This window comes from Nonomuraea deserti, from assembly GCF_004348685.1.
Classification (GTDB): Bacteria; Actinomycetota; Actinomycetes; order Streptosporangiales; family Streptosporangiaceae; genus Nonomuraea; species Nonomuraea deserti.
In genome coordinates this window covers 1-24695 of record NZ_SMKO01000157.1, presented here as the reverse complement: position 1 = coordinate 24695, position 24695 = coordinate 1, and the positions used below count along the sequence as shown (strand labels likewise).

The window sequence follows — 24695 nt, the reverse complement described above, 5'->3', positions numbered from 1 at the left end:
CTGTGGCGGTGGGGTGGGCATCTCTGCCGCGCGTTTGAGGGCTTGGGCGGACACCTCGTCGAGGGGCGGGCGGTGGTTGGCGTGTTGTTCGGCGGTGGCCTGTACGCCCTCGTCGTCGAGCAGGTACGTGCGGGCGCGGCGAGGGATGTCGTGTTCCGGGGAGCTGATCAGGAACTTGCCGGGGGCGTCGAGCTTGTGCGGGTGCCATCCGGCTTTGACCATGCCCTGTCCCAGGATGAGGTCTCCGTCGCGGGCTTCCCGGACGCGGAAGCACAGCCGGACGTCCATCTGGGAGCGGACCGCGCTCTTGCCCATCGCGTCCTTGGAGGGGCGTTGGGTGGCGGCGATCAGGTTGACCGCCGGCGCGCGGCCACGTCGGGCGATCGAGTCGGCGTGGTCGATGGCGCGTGGTGCCTCGCTGGCCAGTTCGGCGTACTCGTCGATGACGATGATCAGCGCGGGCCGCTCGGGCGAGGGCTCCCGGACGCGTTCGCCGCGCGTGGTGAGGTCGTCGGCGCGGCCGTCGAGGATGACCACGGCGTCGGCGAGCAGGGCCTCTGCTTCCTGTGGGGTGGTGGCGATCCGGTCGATGCAGGACGCCCATGGGAGCAGTTCCATGCCGCGTTTGAGGTCGACGGCCCAGAGGATCACGTCCTGGCAGGCGGTCAGGTCGCCGAGCAGGACGTTGACGCCTCCCGATTTGCCTGCCCCGGACATGCCCGCGAACAGGGCATGTCGGCGGAGCAGGGGGACGTGGACCGGGGTGCCGTCCTCGAACAGGCCCAGCTTGGCGGGTTGGGTGATGGAGGTGATGGAGGGGCCTGGCCAGGCGATGGCGTCGGCGTGCGGGTCGGTTTCGATGACGCGTACGTCGGCGCGGTTGGCTTTCTTGCTGGCCACGGGCTGGACGCGGATGCCGCCGCGGGTGGTGCCGAGCGCTGATTCCAGGCGGGGGACGGCGTTGATGGCGTCTTCGACGGTCTGGCCGACGCCCAGCCCGAGGCGGAAGCGGTAGCCCCACAGATCGACCATGGCCGATTGGATGCGGGATCCGGCCAGGCCGGCGGCTTGGGCGATGTCCGGCCAGGCGGCCAGCGTGCGCTCGACGCGTACGCGGGCACGCCTGCGGCGGTGCGCCCACCAGGGCACGGCCAGCACGAGGGTGCCGACGCCGAGCACGGCGGGTAGAGGGTCGGTGAACGGGCCCAGGGAGGCGGCCAGGGTCAGCCACGTTCCGGCGAGCGCCGTGGTGACAGCGGCGTAGCCGCGTTCGATCGGGCGGGTGAGGTTGACCCACCGGCCCCACAGGGCCAGCGCGCCGGCCACGAGGGCGGTGGCGATGATCACGGTGGGCCACCAGCCGGGGAACCAGCGCCGCAGGACCATGCTCCCTGCCAGGACGCTCACCCCGATGGTGAGCGGGGCCAGTTCGGACCGGTAACGCCAGCCCAGGCGGGCGATACCGGCGATGGCCAGCGGCGCCAGTTCCAAATCGTCGATCATGGCGATGGGTTGCACGCCGTAGCGGCGCATCCGGCGTGCGTTGCGCCGCAGTTCGTAGCGTGAGGCGCGGTGTCTGTTCATCGGCCCTCACCCGCCCTGTGGTCGGCGGGCATCTGGGCGTGCAACTCGTCTCGCACGTAGTACAGGGGGTCGTCGTCGCCGTCGTGGTGGGCGGCCAGGGTGGCGCGGATGGCGGCGAGCAGGTTGGCGCGCTGGTAGCGGACGCCGGCCAGTTCGGCGCGAAGGCCGGTCACCTCGTCGATGAGGGTTTCGATGTCGTCGAGGGCGGCGATCACGTACTGCCACAGCGGGAGCAGGGGCGAGGGGTCGCGGGTGAGTGCCGTCAGGAGTTGGGCGGCGGTGGTGGTGCGGTGGGCGGCTCCCTGGAGATCGGTGTGCGGGTAGGGGTGGCGATGGGTCATCAGGCATCACATCCTTCGGTCGGGGACAGGGGTCAGTGGCTGGTGATCCAGCTCAGGGCCGCGCGCAGGGCGGCGCGGATGTCGGGCGCGAGTGTGGTGGCGGCCAGCAGGAAGCCGAACAGCATGGTGATCAGCGCGTGCCACCAGCGCAGGCCCAGGTAGCGCCAGGCCATGAACACCAGCGCGCCGAACACGAGCACCAGCGGGATGGTGACGGTCATGGGGCTTCACCTCCTCTCACAGGCGGTTTCGCGGGTCAGATGCCGTCGTGGCGGGACTTGCGGCGGTGCCAGCGCCAGCGGGCGCGGCACTTGACGCACCGCAGGGTTCCGGGCGTGGTCGCGCCGCACAGGCAGCGGCCGGACTGGAGCGGGAGTCTGTGCATCGGGCTTCACCTCCTTCCGGCGTAGGCGGTCGGCCGGCCGGAGCGGGCGTAGGTGCCCAGCAGCCGGCGGCTCAGGGTTCCGGTGGGGGCGTGGCGGCGGTCCTCGGCACGGATCACCACGACCAGCGCCGTGAACAGCGCCAGAGTGGCGGCCGACAGGGCCAGAGCCAGGAACACGATGAACAGTCCGAGGTCCACGGCTCACACCCCCTCGATCTCGTCGAGGGCGATCGCGTCGCGGTAGGAGTCGCGCGCGGCACGGCGTTCCATCGCCGCGCGGGTGATGAGAATGGCTTCGTAGCGGACGCTGCCGAACGCTTTCCCGGCGACGTGGTGCCCGTTCTCGGCGGTGGGCGTGGTGCCCAGCAGGGCGGCGATCCGCGCGACTTCGGCGATCGCCTGCGCTTCGGTGGCGGCGTCGGTGTCGTAGTTGGTGTGGACCGCCACCCGGACGGTTCCGTACCTGGGGACAGGCACCTTCGGGTGGCTGTCCAGGAACGCGGCCAAGGCGCGCAGTCCGGTGATCAGTTCGCTGCGGTGATGGCGCTGAGCTGGACTCATCTAGATCACATCCCTTCCGTTTCCGGTGACCTACGAGGCGAAGGTAGGTTTCGGGGAAGGGGTGAACCCATCGCGCGGTGTGATCATGCAGTGAGATCAAAAACATCCGGCGATGAGATGGAGCAGATCTTGCGGTGAGATAAACCCCAGCTCACAGCACCCAAGCAAGAGACCCCCGACAGAGCCCTTTGGGAACTGGCACTCTCACGAGTGCAGAAGGGCCCTGCCGGGGGCGTTGACGCGACGATGCGGGACACGGTGGCACGGGCGTGAGCCGGTCAACCGCACCGTCGCGCGTCGAGAGGGAAGACCGCCGCAGGCGAGTGCTGAACTGATCTTCCGGCGTGAACGATCAACGCACCTGTTCCATCCCGTACAGCTCGACGACCTGGGCAGTAGCCAGGGCATACGGGTGGTGCTGGAAGTCGTCCCACGCCACGAACACGTTGTGCGCGACCAGGGTCACCGAGCTGAACACGCCCGGCCGGTACAGATCGGCCAGCACGCCGACGCTGCGAGCGGCGGCCACCGTGTAGAGGGCGAAATCCTCACGCAGCATGGGACACTCCTCCAACGCCTTCGGCACGCACGTCCAGCAGGTCGGCGGCGCGTTGGTCCGGCCGCTGCGCAGACTGGTGCGCTCGAACACGGTCTTGGTCAACGCCCACGGGATCAAGTCCGACACAAAGCCGGTCACAGACTCTCCGCACACCTGGCACAGCAGCCTGTCCATGCACCGCCACTGACGGCGCGTGTTCAGCTTCCGCATCCGCTCCGGCCCGCGCCTGGCGGGATCATCGCGCAGGTCACGCGTACGGGCGCGGAGGATCCCGCCGACGCTGCCCAGCTTGGCCGCATGGTGGTCAACCCAATCACCGGCTTTCGACGGCAGATAGGACAACCGCGACCGGCCCGCGTACGACACGAAGCCGATGGGATCGGTCACCAGCTCGTTGGCGTACGCGATCGTGTACGGAACCGTCGAGTACCCCGTCACAGCGGATCACCCGCCCGGAACGGCATCCCACCGCGCGACCCCGGCGCAGGCTGGACACGTTTCGGCGCGGACCCGCGTAGATCGGCGTAACGTGCGGCGATACGCCGCGCGGCTCGTGTCGGGTCCGCCGTGGGATGCCAGGCATAGACGGGCCGGTGGCGCTGGTCGTTCCACCCCGTGCACCACCAGAACACCGTGCCGTCCGTCCACACGAGCAGACCGCGCCAGACCGACACCACGGCCAGCCCGTAGCCGTCGTTCACGTCGGCTGGCAGCCCATGCGTTTCCAGCTCCCGTTGGAGCTGGTCAGCCATGGCAACGGCTCTTGCTTCCGGGTCACGCACCGGCCCTCCCGCAACTCCGTTTTCCCCGAGCAATAGACGGGCGGAAGTCAGGCGGATGCGGATCTTCGGCACTTCCTCACATCAGCGCTGACCTGCGCCCCGGACTGATGTGAGGGTTCCAAGCAAAGCGGATGCGCATAATCTCACCGTGATATCTCACGGTGTGATGGACTAGAAGAGCTCCACTACTCCCGAAAGGCTGCGCTACCAGGGGAACGGAACGCCGCCATGACGATGGATCAAGAGCGAGTCCGGCATGTTCTTGAGACTGTTTTCGCACGTCATGACATAGAAGACGTCTGCAAACAGCGTGATTTGGGCGGGGTTATCCGCATCCTCACCAAGTACGGCATCACCCAGGGGCAGATCGCCAACCTCACCGGGATCCCCCAGGGCCGCGTCAGCGAGTACAAGAGCGGCAAGCGCGTCCCGACCGCAAAGCATACATTTGAGTCGTTCGCTGACGGTTTGGGCATGCCTGGCCACTTGCGGCGCCTTTTGGGCTTGGCGTCCTCCGGTGGCAGGGGCGGTGCTCGGGTCGCCAGCGACGGTGTCCAGATCCCCACGGACACCTTCGACTTGCAGCTCTTCGCTGAAGCGATCGGGAAAAGAGGCGAGCCATTGAAGCGCCGCGAATTGCTCACCTTGGTTGCACAACTCGGTGCCCAGTCCGCTCTGGCTCAAAGCGAGGCATGGGAGAAAGTCTCCTTCGCCCTGTCACGGCCCAGCGCCATTGACGAAGCCGTCGTACGAGAGATGGAAGCCAGAGCCGCCGGTTTCCACCGCCTCGAAGAGATGCTTCCCGCCCACACCATCTTCAGAGGTCTGGCCGCCCACCTGAACGAGGTCGGCACCATCCTCAACGGCACCGCCACAGACCCAAAAGACGAGCTACGCCAACGCCTGATCGTCGTCGCCGGTGAAAGCAGCGTCCTCGCTGGCTGGATCGCAACCGACCTGGGCAACATATCCGCCGCACGCAACTTCTACGACACCGCCGAGAAGGCATCGAAGGAAGCCGGCGACCCTGCCATCATCGCGTGCGCCTTCGGCTACCGGAGCTACATCCCCAGCGGCAAAGGCAACCACGGACGGGCCCGCGCCCTGCTGTCCACCGCGCTCCAGCACTTGCCCAAGGACACCTCCCCGGGCACCACATCATGGCTGGCCGCCAGACACGCCGAAGAGAGCGCAGCACTCGGCGAAACCGAAGCCGCCCTCCAGTCCTGGGAAGAGGCACGCGAAGCCTTCACCATCGCCGACCCAGAAGAAGACCGCGTCTGGACCCGCTTCCTGGACCGGGACCGCTTCGACTCCTTCGCCATCTCCACCTACGCCCAGATCGGCCGCCTGGACGAAGCCGAAGCAGTAGCGCACGAGGTCATAGCACGCCTGTCCGACGTGGAGAGAAAGCGGGCAGGCATCATCCTCGGAGATATCGCCACCGCTCACATCGTGCACGGCTCGGTGAAAGAAGCCGCCAAAGCCGCAAGAGACGGCCTCGCCGTCATCCGCGAAACCGAATCCGGCATCTGGCTACCACGCTTCATCGTCATCGGAGAAGCCCTCCGACGCTGGCAAACCCAACCACCGGTCCGCGCCTTCCTCGAAGACCTGGCCATCACAAAGCGTCAATTTTCCGCGTCTCCGCGCTGATCCAGGCTAGGTATTCTTCGCTGCCAACGGTGATTTCAGTTGCGATAATTTCCGGTGTTTCGTAGCTATGGTTGGCTTTGATATGAGCCTCAAGTGCAGCGAATAGAGCGCGTGTGGTCTTGATGACCAACTGCCATTCTTGCTCGTCGCGCAAAGATCCTTGCCACCAGTACAGGGACCGAATAGGCCCGATGATTTGCACGCCAGCAGCTAGGCGCTGCGAGCTGATGCTGTGTGCCAAAACGGTACCTTCGGTGGAACTCGGCACAGTAGTCATGACCTGTATATAACCCATAACGCTGCCGCTCCTTTATCGGTGTAGTGATCACCTACGTTGCTGAGTACGGCTATGGCCTTTGTGCGTTTGGGGGTCGTCACACAGGCATAGACAGCATTGGATTGCAGCATCTCATTAGCGTACCGCCAGTGCAGCCGAGAGCGTCCTACAGGATGGAGGCGAGACTCTACGGCTGGCAGTGTATCCCCTCATTGCTCCCTATATGGGTTTGCTTCCCGTCGCAGTAGAGCCCGGCCAGCAGCTAGCATCGCATGGATTTCTCTGGCTGTTACGGGTATCGAATGTTCCCCTCGGCGGCGAACGATTGAAATAACCCCTTGCTGGTATCTACCATCAATAAAGGCGCCCTGAACTAGGAACGGCTTACGCTCTTCAGGCTGAGGGGGCACCAATATATAAACCACCTCGCCGTCCTCGTACGGTACGCTCTCAATTCTGAGACGGTCTACCGGCGGGTGTAGGTGTGAGTCGATAGACTGATGATATCTGTCGACTCTTCTCCCATCGATGGGAAGCGGGGTTAACTTCTTGAGGACGTCGCGACCTTCTCGTTTTTCTGAACGGATGCCGATGATCAATATGCCTCCGTATTCAGAATTGGCGAAGCGGGCAACATCTTCAGATAGTTCGCTCTGCCATTGCTTGTCGCGCTTCATTTCGTATGGTGCGGACTTGACTTCTAGCCACTCGTTTTCTGCCATGCCAATCAGGCGTCCGATGCCTCCCGTGCGTACAAGTTCGTAGACCATGCGAGGGTCGGTGAATGACTGGCTGAAGAAGAATGAATTATAGTTCAGCTCCCTCCTTATTGCGCAGATTTGAGCAATCGTGGTAGACGGTGGAATGGCGGCCTCGATCGACCATACATAAAGTCCCGGGTCATGGCTCTTACGCACGTCGACACGGGCGGCGTTCTCGCTCTCTGTGTTGAAGTTGAAGCCATATTCTTCCAGAAGAGTTGCAAGCTTGCCTGCAAGTAATTTTCGAGGAATCTCTCTAGGTGACCGAACTGCAAACTCAATATCGCACTTATAAACATTTGAGAAATCTACAAATATCATCGGACTATCCTCCCAAGGCAGTGGAGCAGCATCATCGATGCACACACTGAAATTGTATGCACGATCATCCTTCGCATGGGGAATATGGTCGGCATCCTGAGGCGAATGCGACTGAATATAACTGATGATTCCTTTCCCTAACTCCATCAAGGAAATGGACGGCGCTTGATCGCTGGCGAGTTCGAACTCCCGGCCGTTCATTGTCCGCAGCGTTATTGTGGCATCGTCAATACTGACGTGCGCATCCTGCCAAGTGCGATGATGGGTACTGGGCTTGTCCATGGCTTCCACGTTTTCCTTCCATGATCGCACGTCAGGTAGGTGGTGGTTCGGGACAGAGCGTTCTATCGACTGAGGACTTCGCGTGCCGCTTCACGGACACTTTGGGAAAGATGAGTGTTGAGAAGCGTTTGAACGCTTTCGCGACACCAGAGAGAATCCGCTGACAGATTCAAATCAATCAGAGCCTCGTACAAGCCTTCCAATACTCCCATCGCCACCGCGATACCAGGCTCGTTTGCCAGTGATCTCACCCGGTCGGTCACGGCATCGATGAGAACCGCTTGTGAGTAGATACTAAGATATGCCAGAGCCCGTGAGGCCTCCTCTCTTACATGCGATTCAGAATCGTATGTAAGCTGTAGCAGCACGATTTGGGGCCACTCAAGACCCAAATTACGCGCTGCAACTAGGCGACAGCCGGCAGCCGCATTTGCACGAGTATCAACATCACGCGAGGCTACATCTTTCAGAATGCCATCACGAATATGACTAGAATGCGAGAGTTGATATGCGGCATAGAAGTTCCGACAGTGCGATTGGAAGGCGGGCGAGGATATAGTGAATATGCCATCGGCGGGCTCATCTGCTTGGGGAATCGGGCGATGAGCGAACACGGCCTTGATATCGGCGGGCATAGTAATCTTCATCGCTGCAGCGGTTAGCGCCTTCAAAGCTTCCGTCTTGCTTTGATTGGATACTTTTGGATCGTATAGTGCTTCCACGAGTAGTGGCCAGAGAACACTTCTCTTGTGGTGTGAGATGAGAAGTGCGGCTAGCTGCAATGGCGACCATTTGTAAGTTGTCGCTCGGCCACTCTGAGCGTCTCGTTGTATAGTGACTACAGCCTCTGTGATTATGGCAACTGCCTTATCGAGGTCATCGGCGCTTGGTGTGCCCAGCAAGCCTTCGATCAAAGCAACTACAAATTCAAGGGGAGTGAGTCGCTTCTCCATGACTGTTGAGCGGCTATCATCTATCTCCGTCCGGACGCGTAGGCGATCTATCGCTGATATGCCTGGCGAATTACCCCATTGATCAAGCAGGGAAAGCCACCCCGTCTTGGTGGCAGGTGACACTTCGCGCCAAATAATTCTGGAGGAGAGGCGAGCTATCGCTGTAAGGACAAAATTGTCGTTCGATGGATTGACGCTACCTATCGTGGCGAGGGCGGATCTTGCCACGTGCTCCATGTCGACCTGGCTGTTTCCTGCTATCAGGGCACCCGTCACACCAAGTGCAACCTCCACTTGTTTGCTGGAGCTCACATATGACAGCTTGACACGTCCATCACGATCTTGGCTCGCGTATCTCAAGGCTATTTCGAGGGCACTTGTTGTGTATGAGGGAGAAATTAGATCCGCTGCCCATCGTAGCAATGCAAGATCTGTTGATGTCGTATAGCTTTGAGGCTGTCGAGTGCTGATCAGTGACTCGGCGGCTCGCTTGAGACTTTCCAGAGGTCCTTGCCTGCGAATCTGGTCAAGGAGTCGCTGGAACTGGTCAGTTGCGTCTGCTTGTCTAAAGAGGCGGATTGCCTCCGCATACTCACTTGCGTCTCCGGACCGCTGTATTAGCTTCGTTGCAAATACGGTCGCAAGTGTTCGTCGTAGGCGGGCGGTCTCCGCTAGATCTCCACTCAGCTCAACCCGAAGCAGGGCTGAGTAGAGGAGCCGTAGGTCGCTATCTTTGTCGCCCAAGAACAGTCGTCTATTTCTCGGTGAAAAATAGCTATGCTTGTAAAGGTCATCTAGCGTACCTACAAGGGCCGATAGTGCATCCCTTGCTGGACGCACGGCTGCCTGGGGAAACGGTGATCGAACGAGAACTGCCCACGACTTATCTGCGGGGTTACCCGTAGTAACTAGAATGGATTGCGCGTTTCCTGATATGAGCTGGGCTAGTCGCACCTGCGATTCGGCTGCAGACCAACTTATGCCCTTCGAGACTGGAAATTCCTCCCACTGTTCGCCCGTTTCGGTGAGCAGCATTGTCGCCTCGCTGGCAAGCACGCGTGCGTCGGAGAGTTGGCCAGCTTCAACCGCTCTCATAGCAGCCTGCTGGAAAAGTGCTGCGGCGGCCAGATTGCGAGATGAAGTGGAGCCAATAGCACTTTCCCTTACTTTTTGTCCGAGCGCGGAAAGTGTGCCTATTGCTATTTCTGGTCGATCGAGTTCGGCGCTTGCTGTCGCCGCAAGTAGCGCTGAGGCAGTGCGGGCTCCCAGCGAGAGCTGGTCATCTTCGACAAGTGCAAATAGCTCCCCAAGCCCTTCTGCGGTAGTATTCCAATCCATCGCACGTTGGGCGGCGTCTAGGATGCGGGCGCCGTAGACTTCCGGCATTTCTGCTGTGTCGTCACTGGCGTTGAGGTCTCGATATGCGTTATATTCGCGGGATCGGAATAGGACTATAAGTGAGAGCAGTTCTGCTCCCTCCGCCCGGTCGGTTCTAAAGTTGGGATGGGGGGCTACGTCAGTTGGGGCGAGGCAGGCAGCCACCCACTCCATCTGAATGCGCCTATCGTTCAGCATCACTCAACCTCCGATCCACTATCCGAGGTTTGGTTGGGTCTATCCAAAATGGACTGATCGACTCCCACCGTCACTGCGGTCTGCATGACAGCTGAAAGCTTAGTATAGAAGTGTTGCTCGGTGGGGCAGATCAGGAACCGCGAATGATCTGGTGAGAGCCCTGCATTCTTTAGCATGCGACGCCCATCTCTATCCGTGATCGGGTCGTCGGACAGACCAACTGCGCAGAGGATCAAGCGGACGAGGGGGTAGTGCTGCTCAGCTTCTTGCAGCTTGGCGCGAACCTGCATCTTTGCGCCGCCTCGGATTTGGCCTGCCGATACGAGAAGCAATATTGCTACGACGTCGGAGCGGGCATGGTTCCGTTCCACAAACTGAACGCATCGTAGATTTGGGTGCACCTCTTTTGTAACGGCGACAGCTGTATCCTCCCAGTTCCCATCATCATCAAAAAAGGCGGATCGCCAATAGAGGACAACCGGATAGCGTAGGCTCTGCTTCTCTTTAGTTTGGGCCAGCTGAGCATGTTCTTTATCTTCGAGCTTCGCAGTGCTTTGGAGAGCGGTGTTAGTGAGGTGAGGTAGACTTATGCTTTCGAAAGTGGCTCCGCGCATGTCGTACACCGGGCCTACAGGGTCCACTCGGGAATTTTCTTGACCCGAACGCATAGTCCGAAAAGTGATATATGCTGCGGCGGGAGTTGTGACGGCGATGATTAGCCAGGGGTACTGTCGGATATAGTCGAGAGGTCCGAACCACTCATCCTGAGCAGATGCCGCATTGGCTGCCAGGCTAAGGATCACTCCAGACGCGGCTACGATGAGACTGAGAAGGTAGTCGCGAACCTTTCCGTTTCGGCTCACATGTTCTCCACAGTCCCGTTAGCTGGGAAGATCTATGCCCATGTGGGCATCATAGTGGTTCACGAAGCCTGTGATGCCCGCCGCGGACGATCGACCGTACTTCATACAGACCGCGGGAGGTCACGGTCTGTGGCGTGGGGGTCGGACGAGGCGGACCATCGAGGCTCAATGTGTGCCGATAAGTAGGGGGATGCCGGTTGCACTGGTATAGGCAGTGTCGGCCGTTGTGAGTCGTGTTCCTTATGGTTCCGTCTACGTAGACGCACCTGAGTGCTAGCTTCCGAAATAGTGGTACTGCGAGGATGCGCCACCGTTGGGTACGGTGATGAGTCTGAGATCGTCGTTCTGGCCACCGCAGGTGAAGTACCTGAGGAGTGCGGGGGTGTTCTCGGGGAACGCCCGTCATTGTCGTCACGATCGATAGTTGTCGATCTTGAGTTCCTCTCCCACTCTGGGAGGGGCCACGGGAGCCAATCCTGGGAGCCAGTGCCTTGCGGCTCCCTCAGACTTCCCGCGCCCTCCCCGGAGTGTTTCGTAAGGTGAGAGGCACCCGATCGACTCGAATCGACATCCCGAGACTCCCCGGTTTTCCTTCACACCGAAGAGGTCACTGGTTCGATCCCAGTATCGCCCACCACATAGCAGCAGGTCAGAGGCCGGTCCTCCATCGGAGGTGCCGGCCTTCTCGCTGTCTGGACCGTCGTCGGACCGTGGCCCCGTACGGGCAGCTGGGCCTGCTGTTCGGCGAGTACTTTCGCGCGGACCGCCGTCCATGCCGAGCGTGACGGCGTGCTGCCCGGTCTGCACGCCTCCGGCGTGCAGACCGGGCACCCCACGATCTCTCCCAGCAGCCTCAGCGCGGCCGACGAGGGCGGGAACGTAGTCCAGGCGATGTTCCCCGGACAGGACCACACCGTGTGCCAGAATGTTCTCGATCTGCCCGTACATCGTCGCCGTCAGCGCGCAGGCGCCGCTCGGCTCGACGACGGCCTTCAGGTTGGTGAAGCAGGTCGCCATCACCTCGACGGTCTCGGCGTCGGTGACGGTGACCACTTGGTCGAGTCTCCGTTGGGGCGGACGTCTTCTGACGGCCGAAGCCTGAACCCGGCAAACTCCCTGCTAGACCCGCTGGGCGAGCAGAACATATGTCTCATGGTGAGCGTGGACAGTGCCACCGAGCTCTTCGATCCTCGTCCGGAGCGCCTGCAGCAAGGCCGTGAGGCGCTCGGTCCCGAGACGCTGGTGATCGCTGATGGTTGCCGCAAGACCTATCCATTCATCGCCGGCGAAGCTGTGTTTCCACTGGTAGCTCCTCATCTCGACCGGCGAGAATGCGGAGCTTCGTTCGAAGAGGTCGGCACTGGAGGCGTGAAACCGCGACATGTTCTGTGCAGGACGCCATACCTGCGCGATTTCGGGCGCGTACCTGCGGTAGATCGGATCGAACGCGGCGCTGACGGCCTCGCTCAGTACCGTTGAGGTCCAGAACCGCGCGATGGTCCCACCCACGTTCAGCACCTCGGCGGCCTTGGCGACCCCGCGTACGGGGTCGATCCAGTGCCACGCATCACCACAGGTGACGACGTCGAAAGTGCGTCCCGCCGCGTCCCATGACTCGAAGGCGGCAACCTCTACCGCAACGCCATGGCTGCGAGCGACCTGAGCCATCCGCTCGTCCAGCTCGACTCCGAGGACGGAGAGACCACGCTCGGCGAGGGCCACGGTCGCCTTGCCGGTGCCACATCCGACGTCGAGAACCTTCGTCGGCTGCAGGCCGGCCAGGTCATCGATCAGTTCGCGGGGGTACGTCAGACGGTAGCGGTCGTACTGCTCCGCCACAGAACCGAACGACCCGGCCCGTTCGTGATCAAGATGAAGCTCCTGAGGTGCATGTGGCATGGGGGCCACACTACTGAGCCCGTTCAGTTTCAGGTCGCGTCATCCGGAGTCGACACCTGATCTGAAGCCGTGCCGAGCGACTGGGGTGGTAGATGCCCTGGAGCGGTGCTTGTCAGCAACTCCAGCTCGACGTCGCGATGCCGCAGCTCCTTGGCGATCGTGAGGAGTTCGGCGGCGCCGCGCGGGTCACGCCGGTAGCCCGAGAGCGTGGCGCCGGCGTCGATGCCATGGAGCATGCGCTGCAACCCGTGCTCGAAGGCGTGCCAGGTCGAAGCGATTGTTCGCGGACGACGTAGCCGAGTCCAAGATGACCGGTGGACGACACCCACCGCCGCCCGTTATCGGGGCGGCGAGCGCCGGACTCATCCCCGAACGCCTCTACGGAGACTCGGAGTCGGGCGCCGCGGCCGCCACCCGCTGTGGCCTGCGGCAACGCCCTATTCTGCAGCTGGTAACGGCGACCCGAGCGTCGGGCTGTCGAGGGGGAACGCCCCAGCGCGCACGACGAGCCTCAGGCTGGCGAGGGAAGCGACTGAAGCGTTTTAGTATGGGCCGGATGCGGATGGCCTGGGTACTGCTTCTGCTGCTCGTGGGGTGTGCTCCCAGCCCAGAATTACCTGCCCAGACGCCAGAGGCGTCGGGTGGGTCGTGGCGGCTGACGCACACCTGGAACGGGGCCGGCGAGCACAGGTGGCACTCGATCGCTGCAATGAGCTCGGGGGAAGCGTGGGCATTCGTCGCGGGCAACGAGTCGCTGATGATGCGGTGGGACGGGCGTGCCTGGCGGGCCGTGGAGCCGCCCGATGACTTCAGCACGACGGGGCACGGCTTCGGGTTCAAGACGTCGCCGACGGGTGATGATCTCTGGCTGGTGGCCGGCAGCGTGTGGCAACGGGTGCGGGGTGAGTGGGTGAGGCGGCCCCGGTCGTCTCCCTACGAGGACCTCGACAGCAAGGACATGGCGGTCGCGGCCAAGGGAGAGGCGTGGCTGGCCGAGGTCGGCGAATACGGGGGTGGTACCTGCACCGGCGGGATGGTGACAAGTGGAAGCCGGTACGGAAACCCAAGGGCGAGATGGGGTCGGGGTGGCTGGAGCGGGTCGCCGCTTCCGGGCCGGGACAGGTCTGGGCGATCCAGCAGGTGGACGGCGCGGATCAGGCCATCCGGTGGGAGGGTTCGCGGTGGAGCGTCCATCCTTTGCCCCAGGTCTCAGCTCCGTCCCCCAGTCCCACCACCGCGGGCTGCGTCAGTACGGGCTGGCCGCGGTTCTCGATCCAGGCCCTGGCCGTACCCGGTCGTGATGATGCCTGGGCCGTCGGTTCGGTCCTGGTGGAGAAGCCCGGAGCCTGCATGCACTCCGTGGCGAAGGAGGGCGTGGTCCTGCACTGGGAGGGCGGGCAGTGGAGACGGGTGGAGCGCCCGTTGCCCGGGATTTCGCTGACCGTTGCGCGGGCGGACACAGCGGGAGGGGTGTGGATCGCGGCCAACCCCGTCCAGGGTCGCCGGCCGTACCTGCTGCACGTCAAGGACGGGCAGTGGACCGAGTATCCGCTGCCCGAGGGGCCGACCGAGATCATGGGTATCGCGCCGGTGTCCGGCACCACCCGGGTGTGGGTGTATGCCAGGCAAGGGAGCCGGGTGTCGCAGCTCTACGAGGTGGCCAAGTGATGCGTGCCGGGCGGCGGCAGGACGGCGTAGCCGTCGGCCTTCTGCAGATCCTGGTGATCGCCGCTCACAGTGCCGCCGGCAACGCGCTGCGCCACGGCGGCGGCCGCGGCATCCCCATCGCCTGGCGCGACGCCGGCGACCCGGCCATGCTTCTGCCGAGAACACCCAGCTGTACGCGCTGCTCGATGACAAGGTCGCCGACACCGTGATCCGCGCCGCCCGCCGCCGTGACCACGCGTCCAACTGACAACGCAGCTCATAAGCCCTTTGGCAGCTGGTAGCACATCTGTCAACGGCACCCCGTTTCGCCGGCCGTGCCTGAGGCGGCGGTGTCTGGGCCGAGCTGGGTGGGGAACGCCACGACGGACACGGGAGTCGCCCTTCGCTGAAGCGATGTGACACATGGTGTTGCCGAGTCGGCCCGGCGGCCGGGAGCGGCGAACTGGGCGTCCGCGGCTCCGGCAGGGCCGGCGTGAGTCCTGTGTCGATTCAGGGTCAGGACGAGGAGGGCGAGCCCCGCGGTAGCGAGGACTCCTCCGGCTACCGGCTGGTCGGAGTGCTTCGGCCGTCGGCTCCATGTCCGGCGGGCTGTCGCGGGCCGCTGGCAGTCGGCGGCAGCAGCACGACGATGAGCACGGCGCCGAGCGCCACGCAGACCGCGCCCGCTGTCAGCCCGCCTGAGTAGCCCATGATGGCCAGCGCGGCCACCCCGACGGCGCCGCCGACCTGCTGGACGGAGGTGAACAGGGCCGAGCCGAGACCGGCGTCCCCCTCGGTGGTGCCGTCGACCGCGGCCGCGGCCATGACGGGCAGGCTCAGCCCGTTGCCCACGCTCAGGATGAGCATCCCGGGCAGGACGTGGGCAGCGTAGGAATCGCCCGCCGCCACACCGGACAGCAGCAGCAGGCCGGCGATGTTGACCAGGAACGCCAGCAGGAGCGCCCAGCGCGTCCCGATCCTGAGCGAGATGCGGAAGGACAGCCACATGCCCGCCAGGATGCCGGCGCCGTAGGGCAGGTAGGCGATGCCGGCCAGCAGCGGGCTGTACCCCAGAACGGTCTGGATCTGGATCATCAGCAGGAACGACATCGCGTACATCGCCATCGAGAACAGCAGGGTCGCGCCGTTGGCGACCGCCCGCGTCCGCGAGGCCAGGAACGACCTGGGCACCAGCGGCGCCGCCGCCCGCGACTCGGCCACCAGGAAGGCCACGACCAAGGCGGCGGAGAGCACGACGGCGCCGGTGACGAGCGGATCGCTCCAGCCGGTCTCTCCGGCCCGCAGCAGCCCGTACACCAGCGACACTGCGGCACCGGTGACCAGGACCGCGCCGGGAACGTCGAGGCGGCGCCGATCGGGCGCGCGGGACTCGGGGACCAGACGGGGGAGCGCTGCCCGGGCCACGGCGACGATGGGCAGGTTGATCAGGAAAAGCCCACGCCAGGACACCAGGTCGGTCAGCGCCCCGGACAGCACCAGGCCCGTCGTCCCGCCCAGGGCCGCGATGCCGCCCCAGATGCCCAGCGCCTTGGCCCGCTCCTCCGGCCCCGGAAACAGCAACGTGATCATCGACATCGCCGCCGGGCCGGCCATCGCAGAACCGGCGCCCTGCACGAACCGCCCGATCACGAGCTGCCACGGCTCCTGGGCGAGCCCGCAAGCCAGGCTGGCCACCCCGAACAGCCCCACCCCGATGAGGAAGACGCGGCGGCGGCCCAGCAGGTCCGCCATCCGGCCGCACACCAGCAGCAGCCCACCGAAGGCCAGGAAGTAGGCGTTGACGACCCACGGCAACCCGGACGCGCTGAAGCCCAGCTCATCGCGGATGCTGGGCAGGGCCACGTTCACGACGGTGTCATCGAGCACGAGCATGAACTGGACGACACACAACACCATCATCGGCACCCGACGACGCTATTGATCCGCCGCATTTGGCCACAATCCGCGATGAGGCCAGACTGTGTCGCATGGAGGACATGGGGGCGATCATCGTCGGCCACTTCCCGCTCGCGTCGGGGGACTGGATCTCCCCGCACAGCCACACCCACCACCAACTCGCCTGGACCCGGCGCGGCGTCCTGAGCGTCGGCGTGGGCGAGGTGTACTGGGTACTGCCGCCCACCAGGGCGCTGTGGCTGCCCGCGGGTGTCACGCACGCGACCGGCGCGACCCGCGACGCCGTGCTCTGCAGCCTGTACCTGGCACCGGAGCGCTGCCCGCTGGACTGGGCCGAGCCCACGGCGGTCGGCGTCGACGGCCTGCTGGCCGAGCTGGTCGGGTACCTGGCCCGCAGCGACCTCACCGACGACGCCCGGCTGCGCGCCGAGGCGGTGGTGCCGGACCTGCTGCGCCCGCTGCCCACCCGGCCCATCGACGTGCCCCAGCCCACCGACGAGCGCGTCCGGGTAGTGGCGGCCGCCCTGCTGGCGGACCCGGCCGACCCCCGCAGCCTGGAGGCTCACGCCCGTGCGGCGGGCGTGAGCAGGCGGACGCTGACGCGGCTGTTCGTACGCGACACGGGCATGAGTTTCGACCATTGGCGTACGCAGGTACGGCTGCGCGCCGCCCTGCCGCTGCTGGCCGAGGGACAGCCGGTGTCGCGGGTGGCCCACAGCGTGGGCTACGCCACGGCGAGCGCGTTCCTGGCGGCCTTCCGCCGCACGGTCGGCACCACGCCCCGGCGCTACCTGCTCAGCCGTTGACTTGATCTTCTTGCCGCGGCGGCCCGGGGTGACGGTCGCCGCCATGGTCATCGTGTTCGCATCGCGAGTACCGCCACCCCACCCGACGGCGCCGCCCCACCCCCACGACATCGCCGGCTCAAGGGCGGCCATACGCGCAGGCCCGCATGGGGACGGTGCCGGCCGGCGGCAGGAGAGGGGTTCAAGCTGCGAATCGTCACATTCGCCGGCCTGGCGGTGTCTTCATGCCAGACCACTACACGTACTTGGAGGACACCATGGCACTACGCCTCCCGAAGGCCGAACTTCCCGCAGAGCTCAAGGGGCACATGGTCAAGCAGCTCGGCGCCGTACCGGCGAACGTCGAGGTGCTGTGGCACAGCCCGCAGGTCACCCAGGACAACCTGGAGTTCGGCGCCAGCGCGGGCGCGTGGGACGCGGCCGACGCGAGTCTGAAGTCGTTCGCGCACATGGCGGTCGCGGCGCAGGTCGGCTGCAGCTGGTGCCTCGACGTTGGCTACTTCCAGGCGCAGAACGAGAAGCTGGACCTGGCCAAGGCGAGCCAGGTGCCGCGCTGGCGCGAGGCGGAGGTTTTCACGCCGCTGGAGCGGGACGTGCTGGAGTACGCCGAGGCCATGACGAACACGCCGCCGACCGTCACCGATGAGCAGTACGCGAGCCTGCTGGAGCGGCTCGGCCCGGCGGCGATGGTCGAGCTTACCGTGTTCATCGCCTACGTCAACATGGCGACCAGGGCCAACGTGGCGAACGGGGTCACCTCGCAGGGCTTCTCGGATGCCTGCGAGATCCCGCTGGCCAAGCGCCCCGAGAGGACCGGCGCGGCATCGACGGCATGAACCAGGACGCGATGGCCGAGGACCCGTTCGTCGCCCACCGCAGCCTGCTGTTCACCGTCGCCTACGAGATGCTCGGGTCGGCTGCCGACGCGGAGGATGTGCTGCAGGAGTCCTGGCTGCGGTGGGCGGACGTCGAACATGCGCAGGTGAGCGACCCGCGGTCCTACCTCGTCCGGGTCGTCACCCGGCAAGCGCTCAACCGCCTGCGAACGTTGTCGCGCAGCCGCGAGGACTACGTCGGCGAGTGGCTGCCGGAACCGCTGCTGACCAGCCCTGACATCGCCGAGGACATCGAGCTCGCGGAGAGTGTCTCGATCGCGATGCTCACCGTCCTCGAAACTCTCAGGCCGGTGGAGCGTGCGGTGTTCGTGCTCCGCGAGGTCTTCGAGCTGCCCTACGGCGAGATCGCCGAGGCCGTCGGGAAGTCCGCGGCCGCGGTACGGCAGATCGCGCGGCGGGCACGCGACCATGTGGCCGCACAGCGGCCCCGGGTGCGGGTGAGCCGGTCGGAGCAGCAGGCCGTGGTGGAACGGTTCCTGGCCGCATTGCGCACCGGGCGGTTGCAGGAGCTGATGGAGGTCCTCGCGCCGGACGTGGTCCTGATCGCCGACGGCGGCGGGCTCGCGGCCGCGGCCCGCGCTCCGGTCCACGGCGCCGAACTCGTGGCGGCGTTGCTCGCGCGCCCGGACCGGACGGTGTCGACCGTATGGCTCAACGGCGCGCCCGCCGGCCGGATCGAAGTCGACGGCCAACTGGCCGCAGTGAGCCTGGTGGTTGAGGACGGGCGGGTGACCCGGATCCACGCGGTAGCGAACCCGCGGAAGCTGACGCGGTTGGACGAGCCGGCCAAACTCGCCAGATAGGCCCGCTGCCCGGTCAGCGTCGTGGGTGTTCCGGACGGTGAGATCCGTCCGGAACACCCACGACCCCACAACAACCAGAAATTGACGGACCTTGATACAACCTCACGTGCGCAGCCGGCATGCGCGGCTCCAGCCGGCGCATCCGGCGCACTGTGAACTCCGGGTGAGCATCCGCCGCCGGCGGAGCGAGGTGCGGAGGAAGTCTTGTTCTCGGAGCTCGGTTGCCGTGGAGCTCCGAGAACGAGGTCCGGCCGTGGTCATCCGCGGCGACGGCTTCGGCGCCGTCGGCCGCCTCGGCGACCACCTCCAGGTCGGGCTCGGCCGGCCGGGCTCAGGGTTGGGTGCCGAGCCACTCCTGGAAGGTGGGTCCGGCGAGCTTGGCGTGCGGGCCGGGCAGGAACCCACCCTCGGCCGCGATCTCCGCGTCGGGCATGCCCGAGCCGTCGACGCCGGTCACCTTGACGCCCCGGCGGGCGCCGAGGAGTGCGGCCGCCTCCGCCAGGATCTCCTTGCGAGGGCCGGCGATCTCGGGGATCGGCGCTCCCGGGGCCGGCTCGCCGGGGTCGAGGGCCAGGTCGACCAGTTCCTCGGCCACGGTGCGGCAGGCCACGAGCTGGGTGGGCAGGGCCGGGACGTAGGCGACGTCGCCCTGCTGCCAGTCCAGAAGCTGACCGACGAACTCGTGGAACTGCGCGGCCCGCAGGATCCGGACGGGAAGCGGGCCGGACAGCAGGAGCTCCTCGTGCGCCTTCTTGGCTGCGAGGAATCCGGCGGTGGCCTTGCCGACGCCGATGATGGACGCCGCGGCGATCCGGGCGACACCCGCCTTCTGGCCGTATTCGTGCAGGTTACGGGCCGACGTGCGGAAGAACTCCGTCGCCGCCTCCTGCTCGGAGGCGTGCCACGAGGCGACGTCGATGATGACGTCGACCCCGGCGAGGGCCTCGGCCAGGCCCGCACCGGTGATGACGTCGACGCCGGTGGCCCGTGACATCGGCACGATCCTGCGCCTCCGTTCGGTGAGGACGTCGACGACGTGACGTCCCAGCCGCCCGGTCGCTCCCGCCACCGCAATTCTGGTGATGCTCATGTTCGCTGCCTTTCTCACGCGCTGTAGTTCTGGCCGGGGGGCATGCCGGGGATCGGCTTGGCGATCAGAGCGGCGGGGGTGAAGAAGCCGATGTGGGCGATCGCCATGATGAGCGTCCAGAGCGCCTTGTCGTCGTAGAGCGCCGCCGCCCTGGCGTACAGCTCGTCGGGGACGCGCTGCCCCGACGGGTTCGGCGTGAGCACGGCCTCGACCAGTTCCAGCGCGACCCGTTCGGCGTCGGTGAAGCAGGTGGCGTCCCGCCAGGTCGCCACTGCGGTGATGCGCTCCTCCGATTCCACCGCCGAGCGGAGATCGCCGGTTTCCCTGACGGTGAAGTAGGTGCTGCCGAGCATCTGGCCGGCACGCAACTGCAGCAGGTGGACGGTGACCTGCGGAATCGAACCGTTCTTGATGACCTTGTGCAAAGCTCCGGCGACTTCGGCCATCTCGGGGACGAACGGAAGGGGGTTGGGCATGCGCGACCGGAGGTCGGTCGTCGTGGGTGCGGACATGGCGAGGGCTTCCCTTCTCACACACAACTGGCGGTGCCGCATACCGTACGGATCGTTCGCGCGGCGTCCTGACGACCACGAGACGCCGGCCACCCACACCCCGTAACAGCGCTGGCATGTGACGCGGGCCACCGATCGCGGGTGTTACGCACCGGCCGGCAGCGGCGTCTTGTGCGTGGTGGAGCTGAGTTCGGACAGGCAGGGGCCAGGCATGAATGAGCGCGGCGAACGAACGGCGGACGCCCAGGGGCAGCCTGGCCGTGCCGACCACCTGGAGCCCGCCACCGAGGCGTTCGTCACCCATCGCAACCTGCTGTTCACCGTCGCCTACGAGATGCTCGGCTCGGCCACCGACACCGAGGACGTCCTGCAGGAGACCTGGCTGCGCTGGGCGGACGTCGACCTTGCCGGCGTGCGGGAGAAACGGGCCTACCTGGTACGGATCGTCACCCGGCAGGCAGCGCTTCCACCAACGCTGCACGAGGCCATCCCTGACCGGGCGTGAACCCTACGCCGGTGTGCGGGCGACTTCTTCGGCTCCCGCCGAGGGAACCGGCTGGTAGGCCTCGTACCGCCGCAGCCACTCTGCGCGGATCTGCGGCGAATGCCTATCTTGTACGCAGAACTCGTTGCCTTCCGGATCGGCCATCACCACCCAGGCACGGTGGTCGCCTTGGCCGACATCGACGCGGGTGGCTCCCAGCCCTTCCAGGCGGGCAACCTCCACGGACTGGTGCTCGGGCCGAAGGTCGAAATGCAGGCGATTCTTGCTCGTCTTGGGCTCGGGCACCTTGATGAACAGCAGGTCGGCCACCACGCAGTCCTCGCGACTGCCTTCGGGTGGCTCGACGACCCACTCCGGATCCTCGTCTCGGGTGATCACCCAATCCAGTGCCTCTGCCCAGAACCTGGCCAGTCGCCCGGGATCCCGACAGTCGACGATCAAGGCACCGATACGCAATCCCATGGCATCACCGTAGGGTCCGCGACTCGCAGCCGTCGACAGATTTTGCCCCGGACCTGGTGGAGGACGGGAGCCGTACCGGTACGCGATAGGCGGCGGCCCGGGAGCGTGGCACGATGAGCAACCATGTGGCGCCTGCCGGCCGGTTGAGTGATCATTGACGAGCATGGGAGTCTGCATGACCACCGCTTCTCCGACCACGGGCAGCCGCCGGCGGTGGACCTTGTGGGGGTTGATGGCCGTCTCCGCGATCGCCGTCGCCGCCTTCGCCGTGCCGCCGTACCTGAGCGGTGACCCCGCCAACAGCAATCTGCCGATCAACCCGGACGCGGCGCAACATTTCCTGTCGCTCGTGGCGCACGCCGTTCCGTCCGGCCTGGCACTGGTCATCGGCCCCTTGCAGTTCCTGACTCCCCTGCGCAACCGCAATCTCAAGGTGCACCGGGTCGCGGGCCGCGTCTACCTGGTCTCGGTGGTGCTCGCCTCGATCGCGGCGTTCTTCGCCGCCACGTTCTCGGTCAGCGGTTTCCCCGCCCAGGTGGCGTTCTACGTGCTCACGGCAGCCTGGTTGTACACGTTGGCCCAGGCTTACCGGTGCGTCCGCCGCGGTGAGGTGCGGCTGCACCGGATCTGGATGATCCGTAACTATGCCTTGACGTTCGCCGCGGTGACCCTGCGCGTCTACCTGGTCGTCGGCATGGTGGCGCGGAAGCAGTTCGCCTGGCTGACGTTCGAGGACATCTACACGGCCAGCGTGTGGGCATCCATCCTGATCAACGTCGTCGTGGCCGAATACTTCATCGTCCACGGCATTCTGGCGTCGTCAGCCCGTCGCCGGCGGCGGCGCGGGTCCGCATCCTCCACGTCGGTCGCCACGCCGGGTTCAGGCGGGCAGGGCGGGTGATGAGGCCGGCAGGCGGGAAAGGCCGGACACCAGCCGATCCCGTCCTCGTCGCCTGGCTGGAGCCGGCCGACTCGCCGGCCACCTCCTGCACGACGTCCTGCGCAGGGCCTAGACCTCCTCGGGGAGGGTGAGCATCTTGTTGAGTATCGGGACCAACTGCTCCTCCTCGTAGTCCAGGTGGGCCTCCAACGCGGTGGCGAGCCGGTCGAGCTCCTCGCCGATCCCCGTGCCGTCGTGGTCGAGGAGCTGCCGGATCCGTTCCATGAGCCGGGCCACCACCCGGTGCTCCGAGCGGAGCCGGGTCAGGGTCTCGGCCAGTTCCGGGTGCTCGGTGCCAAGATGGGGGAAGAGCGCGTTGTCCTCGCCTTCGTGATGGGCGTGGAGGGCGTCGCAGAACGTCAGGCAGTGCGTACGCACGTCCATGGCGCCGGCCCGCGACGACCGCAGGTCCGCCAGGTCCCTGCGGAAGCCGTCGTGCAGTCTGATCAGCTCGTCGCCCCATGCGACGATGCGCTGCTCCTCCGTCATACCAGTTCCTTTCGCGAGAGGTTTCCGTGAACGGCGGCGAACACGGCCGCCAACAGGGCCGCCGCGGCTGCGATACCGAAGGTCCACCCGGCGCCGCCGCCGGCGAGCACCGCCGCCCCCACCGCGCCGGCCACACTGCTGCCCACGATCCTGACCAGCGCGTTCACCCCGCCGGCCGCCGCGGTCTTGGCGGGCTCCACGTGTTCGACGGCCATCGTCCCGAGCGCCGCGTAACCGAGGCCGGTGCCCAGCCCCAAGAGCGTCGCGGCGCCGTACAGGTCCGTGTCCGAGGTCCTGGACATCGCGAGCCACAGGGCGGCGGCCGTCACCAGCACCGAACCGCCCGCCACCAGCGCGGAGGCGGTGAAACGGCGCATCAGGGGGCCCGCGAGCACGGAGACCACCAGCATCAGCACCGTCGTCGGCAGCAGGTAGACGCCGACCTGCAACACCGTTGCGCCGAGCGTGCCCTGGGCCACGGCCGACACGGTCGTGATGGCGGCGAACAGCGCGAATCCCAGCAGGAACGACGCCACGGTCGCCCCCACCGTGCCCCGGTGCAGCAGCATGGGGATCTCGATCAGCGGTGACGCGACACGGCGGGCGGTCGCGACCCACACCGCGGCCACCGCCACCGCCAGGGCGAACAGGCCCATCGTGAGCGGGGAGGTCCAGCCCCAGGCCGCACCCTTGCTGATGGCCAGGAGCAGGCAGACGAGCCATACCGCGACCAGAGCCGCCCCGGCCAGGTCCGGCCGTCCGGATCCGCGCGCCGGCGCCTCCCGCACCACGGCCGCCACCAGGACGAAACCCAGCGCGGACAGCCCGGCCAGGGCCCAGAACACCGCCCGGTGGTCCCCGTCCAGCACCCCGGCGAGGATCATGCCGCCGCCGCTGCCCACCCCGATGGTGGCGCTGAGCACCCCGATCGCGCCGGGCAGCCGGTGGCCGGGCACCACCTGCCTGACCAGGCCCATGGCCAGCGGGAGCAGCGGCGCGGCCGTTCCCTGCAGGACGCGGCCGACGATGAGCAGGGGCAGCGTGCCCGCCATGGCGCTGAGTGCCGAGCCGGCGAGGAGCAGGCCGAGTGCGACCAGCGATGTCGTACGGCGGCCGTACATGTCGCCGAGGCGCGACAGCAGCGGGATCGAGACCGCTCCCGACAGCAGCCCCGCGGTGAGGGTCCAGGAGACGGTGGTGGGGGAGGCGTGGAGCTGCTGCTCGAGGCCCGGCAGCAAGGGGACGACGACGGTCATCTGCAGGGTTCCGACGGCTACGGCGAAAGCGAGCACCGCGACGACCCGCCAGTTTTTATACATGTATAGAAAGTAGCATGGCAGGATGCCGACGCGTACAGGACGACCACCCAGGATCTCCCGGCCGGAGATCGTCGCCGCCGCCTTGCGAGTGATCGAGGAGGACGGCACGGGCGCGCTCACCATGCGCAGGCTGGCCAGGGAGGTCGGCAGCACGGCGATGGCGCTCTACCACCACGTCCGCGACAAGGAGGAACTCCTCCTGCTCCTCCTCGACGACTACGCGGCCGGGATTCCCCGCCCCGACCTGCCGGACGAGCCACACGAGCGCATGGTGGCCGCCGCCATGGCCATGCACGAAGCCCTGTCCGGCTGCCTGTGGGCCGTGGACCTCCTCACGGCCGACGACCTGATGTCGGCGGGCGCGCTGTGGTATCCGGAGCAGATCGTCGACGCCGCCGTACGCGCGGGCCTGACGACCGAGGACGCCGTGGACGCGTACCGGATCATCTGGCGCTACACCGCCGGCGAGATCAGCGGCCGGGCGGCGGCCAGCAGGCGGCGGCGGGAGGG

At 65.9% G+C, this 24695-nt stretch carries 29 protein-coding genes and 1 pseudogene; 10 read left to right on the top strand and 20 right to left on the bottom strand.

From position 1 onward, the window contains the following. The 8 genes from E1292_RS37720 to E1292_RS37690 all read right to left on the bottom strand — a co-directional run. Positions 1-1584 (bottom strand): cell division protein FtsK (locus E1292_RS37720; RefSeq protein ID WP_132602661.1); only part of this gene is annotated, 1584 nt, incomplete at its 3' end. Further along, on the bottom strand, positions 1581-1925 hold the full coding sequence (locus tag E1292_RS37715) for a hypothetical protein (protein WP_132602658.1): 345 nt from the start codon (positions 1923-1925) through the stop codon (positions 1581-1583). The genes E1292_RS37720 and E1292_RS37715, both read right to left, overlap by 4 nt. A gap of 32 nt (positions 1926-1957) precedes the next feature. Beyond that, the gene (locus tag E1292_RS37710) at positions 1958-2146 is read right to left on the bottom strand and encodes a hypothetical protein (RefSeq protein WP_132602655.1); all 189 of its coding nucleotides are present in this window, start codon (positions 2144-2146) and stop codon (positions 1958-1960) included. Between the two features lie 35 nt (positions 2147-2181). Further along, the gene (locus tag E1292_RS55210; RefSeq protein WP_281284121.1) at positions 2182-2310 is read right to left on the bottom strand and encodes a hypothetical protein; all 129 of its coding nucleotides are present in this window, start codon (positions 2308-2310) and stop codon (positions 2182-2184) included. 6 nt (positions 2311-2316) lie between these two features. Further along, positions 2317-2508, bottom strand: coding sequence for a hypothetical protein (locus E1292_RS37705; protein WP_132602652.1), 192 nt, complete (start codon positions 2506-2508; stop codon positions 2317-2319). A 3-nt stretch (positions 2509-2511) separates the two neighbouring features. Beyond that, positions 2512-2871, bottom strand: a complete 360-nt coding sequence (locus E1292_RS37700) for a hypothetical protein (RefSeq protein ID WP_132602649.1) — start codon at positions 2869-2871, stop codon at positions 2512-2514. Positions 2872-3223: 352 nt separating this feature from the next. After that, the gene (locus E1292_RS37695) at positions 3224-3817 is read right to left on the bottom strand and encodes a hypothetical protein (RefSeq protein WP_132602646.1); all 594 of its coding nucleotides are present in this window, start codon (positions 3815-3817) and stop codon (positions 3224-3226) included. Positions 3818-3864: 47 nt separating this feature from the next. After that, positions 3865-4182, bottom strand: coding sequence for a hypothetical protein (locus tag E1292_RS37690; RefSeq protein WP_132602643.1), 318 nt, complete (start codon positions 4180-4182; stop codon positions 3865-3867). Between the two features lie 258 nt (positions 4183-4440). On the opposite strand from E1292_RS37690, the gene E1292_RS37685 reads away from it, so the two are divergent. Beyond that, complete coding sequence (locus tag E1292_RS37685; protein ID WP_132602640.1) at positions 4441-5868, top strand: helix-turn-helix domain-containing protein; 1428 nt, start codon at positions 4441-4443, stop codon at positions 5866-5868. Here E1292_RS37685 and cutA read toward each other — a convergent pair. The 4 genes from cutA to E1292_RS37665 form a co-directional block, all read right to left on the bottom strand. Then, on the bottom strand, positions 5834-6163 hold the full coding sequence (cutA, locus tag E1292_RS37680) for a divalent-cation tolerance protein CutA (protein ID WP_132602637.1): 330 nt from the start codon (positions 6161-6163) through the stop codon (positions 5834-5836). The genes E1292_RS37685 and cutA overlap by 35 nt on opposite strands. A 191-nt stretch (positions 6164-6354) precedes the next feature. Further along, complete coding sequence (locus tag E1292_RS37675) at positions 6355-7509, bottom strand: AlbA family DNA-binding domain-containing protein (RefSeq protein WP_246090605.1); 1155 nt, start codon at positions 7507-7509, stop codon at positions 6355-6357. 62 nt (positions 7510-7571) lie between these two features. Continuing rightward, a complete protein-coding gene (locus E1292_RS37670) occupies positions 7572-10040 on the bottom strand; it encodes a hypothetical protein (RefSeq protein ID WP_132602631.1) in 2469 nt (822 codons plus the stop codon). After that, the gene (locus E1292_RS37665; RefSeq protein WP_132602628.1) at positions 10037-10900 is read right to left on the bottom strand and encodes a hypothetical protein; all 864 of its coding nucleotides are present in this window, start codon (positions 10898-10900) and stop codon (positions 10037-10039) included. The genes E1292_RS37670 and E1292_RS37665 overlap by 4 nt, the downstream gene beginning before the upstream one ends. Positions 10901-11825: 925 nt before the next feature. On the opposite strand from E1292_RS37665, the gene E1292_RS51735 reads away from it, so the two are divergent. Next, on the top strand, positions 11826-12002 hold the full coding sequence (locus tag E1292_RS51735; protein WP_165974957.1) for a hypothetical protein: 177 nt from the start codon (positions 11826-11828) through the stop codon (positions 12000-12002). Positions 12003-12019: 17 nt separating this feature from the next. Here E1292_RS51735 and E1292_RS37660 read toward each other — a convergent pair whose 3' ends face one another. Together E1292_RS37660 and E1292_RS51730 are read right to left on the bottom strand one after the other, a co-directional pair. After that, positions 12020-12799 (bottom strand): class I SAM-dependent methyltransferase, encoded by a 780-nt coding sequence (locus E1292_RS37660; protein WP_132602625.1) that lies wholly within the window; start codon positions 12797-12799, stop codon positions 12020-12022. 29 nt (positions 12800-12828) lie between these two features. Further along, positions 12829-13035 carry a hypothetical protein gene (locus tag E1292_RS51730; RefSeq protein ID WP_165974955.1) on the bottom strand — a complete coding sequence of 69 codons (207 nt, stop codon included), beginning with the start codon at positions 13033-13035 and terminating at the stop codon, positions 12829-12831. Between the two features lie 1114 nt (positions 13036-14149). Between E1292_RS51730 and E1292_RS37655 the strand changes: the two genes are divergently transcribed. Both E1292_RS37655 and E1292_RS51725 read left to right on the top strand, forming a co-directional pair. Next, on the top strand, positions 14150-14467 hold the full coding sequence (locus E1292_RS37655) for a hypothetical protein (protein ID WP_132602622.1): 318 nt from the start codon (positions 14150-14152) through the stop codon (positions 14465-14467). Further along, on the top strand, positions 14467-14676 hold the full coding sequence (locus tag E1292_RS51725) for a hypothetical protein (protein ID WP_165974956.1): 210 nt from the start codon (positions 14467-14469) through the stop codon (positions 14674-14676). The genes E1292_RS37655 and E1292_RS51725 overlap by 1 nt, the downstream gene beginning before the upstream one ends. A gap of 331 nt (positions 14677-15007) precedes the next feature. Here E1292_RS51725 and E1292_RS37645 read toward each other — a convergent pair whose 3' ends face one another. Further along, a complete protein-coding gene (locus tag E1292_RS37645) occupies positions 15008-16363 on the bottom strand; it encodes an MFS transporter (protein WP_281284122.1) in 1356 nt (451 codons plus the stop codon). Positions 16364-16434: 71 nt separating this feature from the next. Between E1292_RS37645 and E1292_RS37640 the strand changes: the two genes are divergently transcribed. The 3 genes from E1292_RS37640 (at position 16435) to E1292_RS37630 (ending at position 18868) form a co-directional block, all read left to right on the top strand. Continuing rightward, entirely contained in the window at positions 16435-17169 is a 735-nt protein-coding gene (locus E1292_RS37640) for a helix-turn-helix transcriptional regulator (protein WP_132602618.1), read from the top strand. 224 nt (positions 17170-17393) lie between these two features. Continuing rightward, on the top strand, positions 17394-18005 hold the full coding sequence (locus E1292_RS37635; protein ID WP_220447258.1) for a carboxymuconolactone decarboxylase family protein: 612 nt from the start codon (positions 17394-17396) through the stop codon (positions 18003-18005). Further along, complete coding sequence (locus E1292_RS37630) at positions 18002-18868, top strand: RNA polymerase sigma-70 factor (RefSeq protein ID WP_220447257.1); 867 nt, start codon at positions 18002-18004, stop codon at positions 18866-18868. The genes E1292_RS37635 and E1292_RS37630 overlap by 4 nt, the downstream gene beginning before the upstream one ends. A 331-nt stretch (positions 18869-19199) precedes the next feature. On the opposite strand, the gene E1292_RS37625 is transcribed toward E1292_RS37630, so the two are convergent. After that, positions 19200-19958, bottom strand: coding sequence for an SDR family oxidoreductase (locus E1292_RS37625; RefSeq protein WP_132602615.1), 759 nt, complete (start codon positions 19956-19958; stop codon positions 19200-19202). 14 nt (positions 19959-19972) lie between these two features. Beyond that, positions 19973-20470, bottom strand: coding sequence for a carboxymuconolactone decarboxylase family protein (locus E1292_RS37620; protein ID WP_132602612.1), 498 nt, complete (start codon positions 20468-20470; stop codon positions 19973-19975). A gap of 211 nt (positions 20471-20681) precedes the next feature. Between E1292_RS37620 and E1292_RS55205 the strand changes: the two are divergent. Continuing rightward, positions 20682-20930, top strand: a pseudogene (locus E1292_RS55205) (sigma factor); the annotation flags it as partial. A gap of 48 nt (positions 20931-20978) precedes the next feature. Here E1292_RS55205 and E1292_RS37610 read toward each other — a convergent pair. Further along, a complete protein-coding gene (locus E1292_RS37610; protein ID WP_132602609.1) occupies positions 20979-21437 on the bottom strand; it encodes a VOC family protein in 459 nt (152 codons plus the stop codon). A gap of 175 nt (positions 21438-21612) precedes the next feature. Here E1292_RS37610 and E1292_RS37605 point away from each other — a divergent pair, with 175 nt between their 5' ends. Then, entirely contained in the window at positions 21613-22338 is a 726-nt protein-coding gene (locus E1292_RS37605; protein WP_132602606.1) for a DUF2306 domain-containing protein, read from the top strand. Between the two features lie 108 nt (positions 22339-22446). Here E1292_RS37605 and E1292_RS37600 read toward each other — a convergent pair whose 3' ends face one another. Together E1292_RS37600 and E1292_RS37595 are read right to left on the bottom strand one after the other, a co-directional pair. Beyond that, a complete protein-coding gene (locus tag E1292_RS37600; RefSeq protein ID WP_132602603.1) occupies positions 22447-22866 on the bottom strand; it encodes a hemerythrin domain-containing protein in 420 nt (139 codons plus the stop codon). Continuing rightward, a complete protein-coding gene (locus E1292_RS37595; protein ID WP_132602600.1) occupies positions 22863-24185 on the bottom strand; it encodes an MFS transporter in 1323 nt (440 codons plus the stop codon). Before E1292_RS37595 ends, E1292_RS37600 begins: the two co-directional genes overlap by 4 nt. Before the next feature lie 22 nt (positions 24186-24207). Here E1292_RS37595 and E1292_RS37590 point away from each other — a divergent pair. Next, the coding region (locus tag E1292_RS37590; protein ID WP_132602597.1) for a TetR/AcrR family transcriptional regulator at positions 24208-24695 on the top strand (488 nt) is incomplete at its 3' end.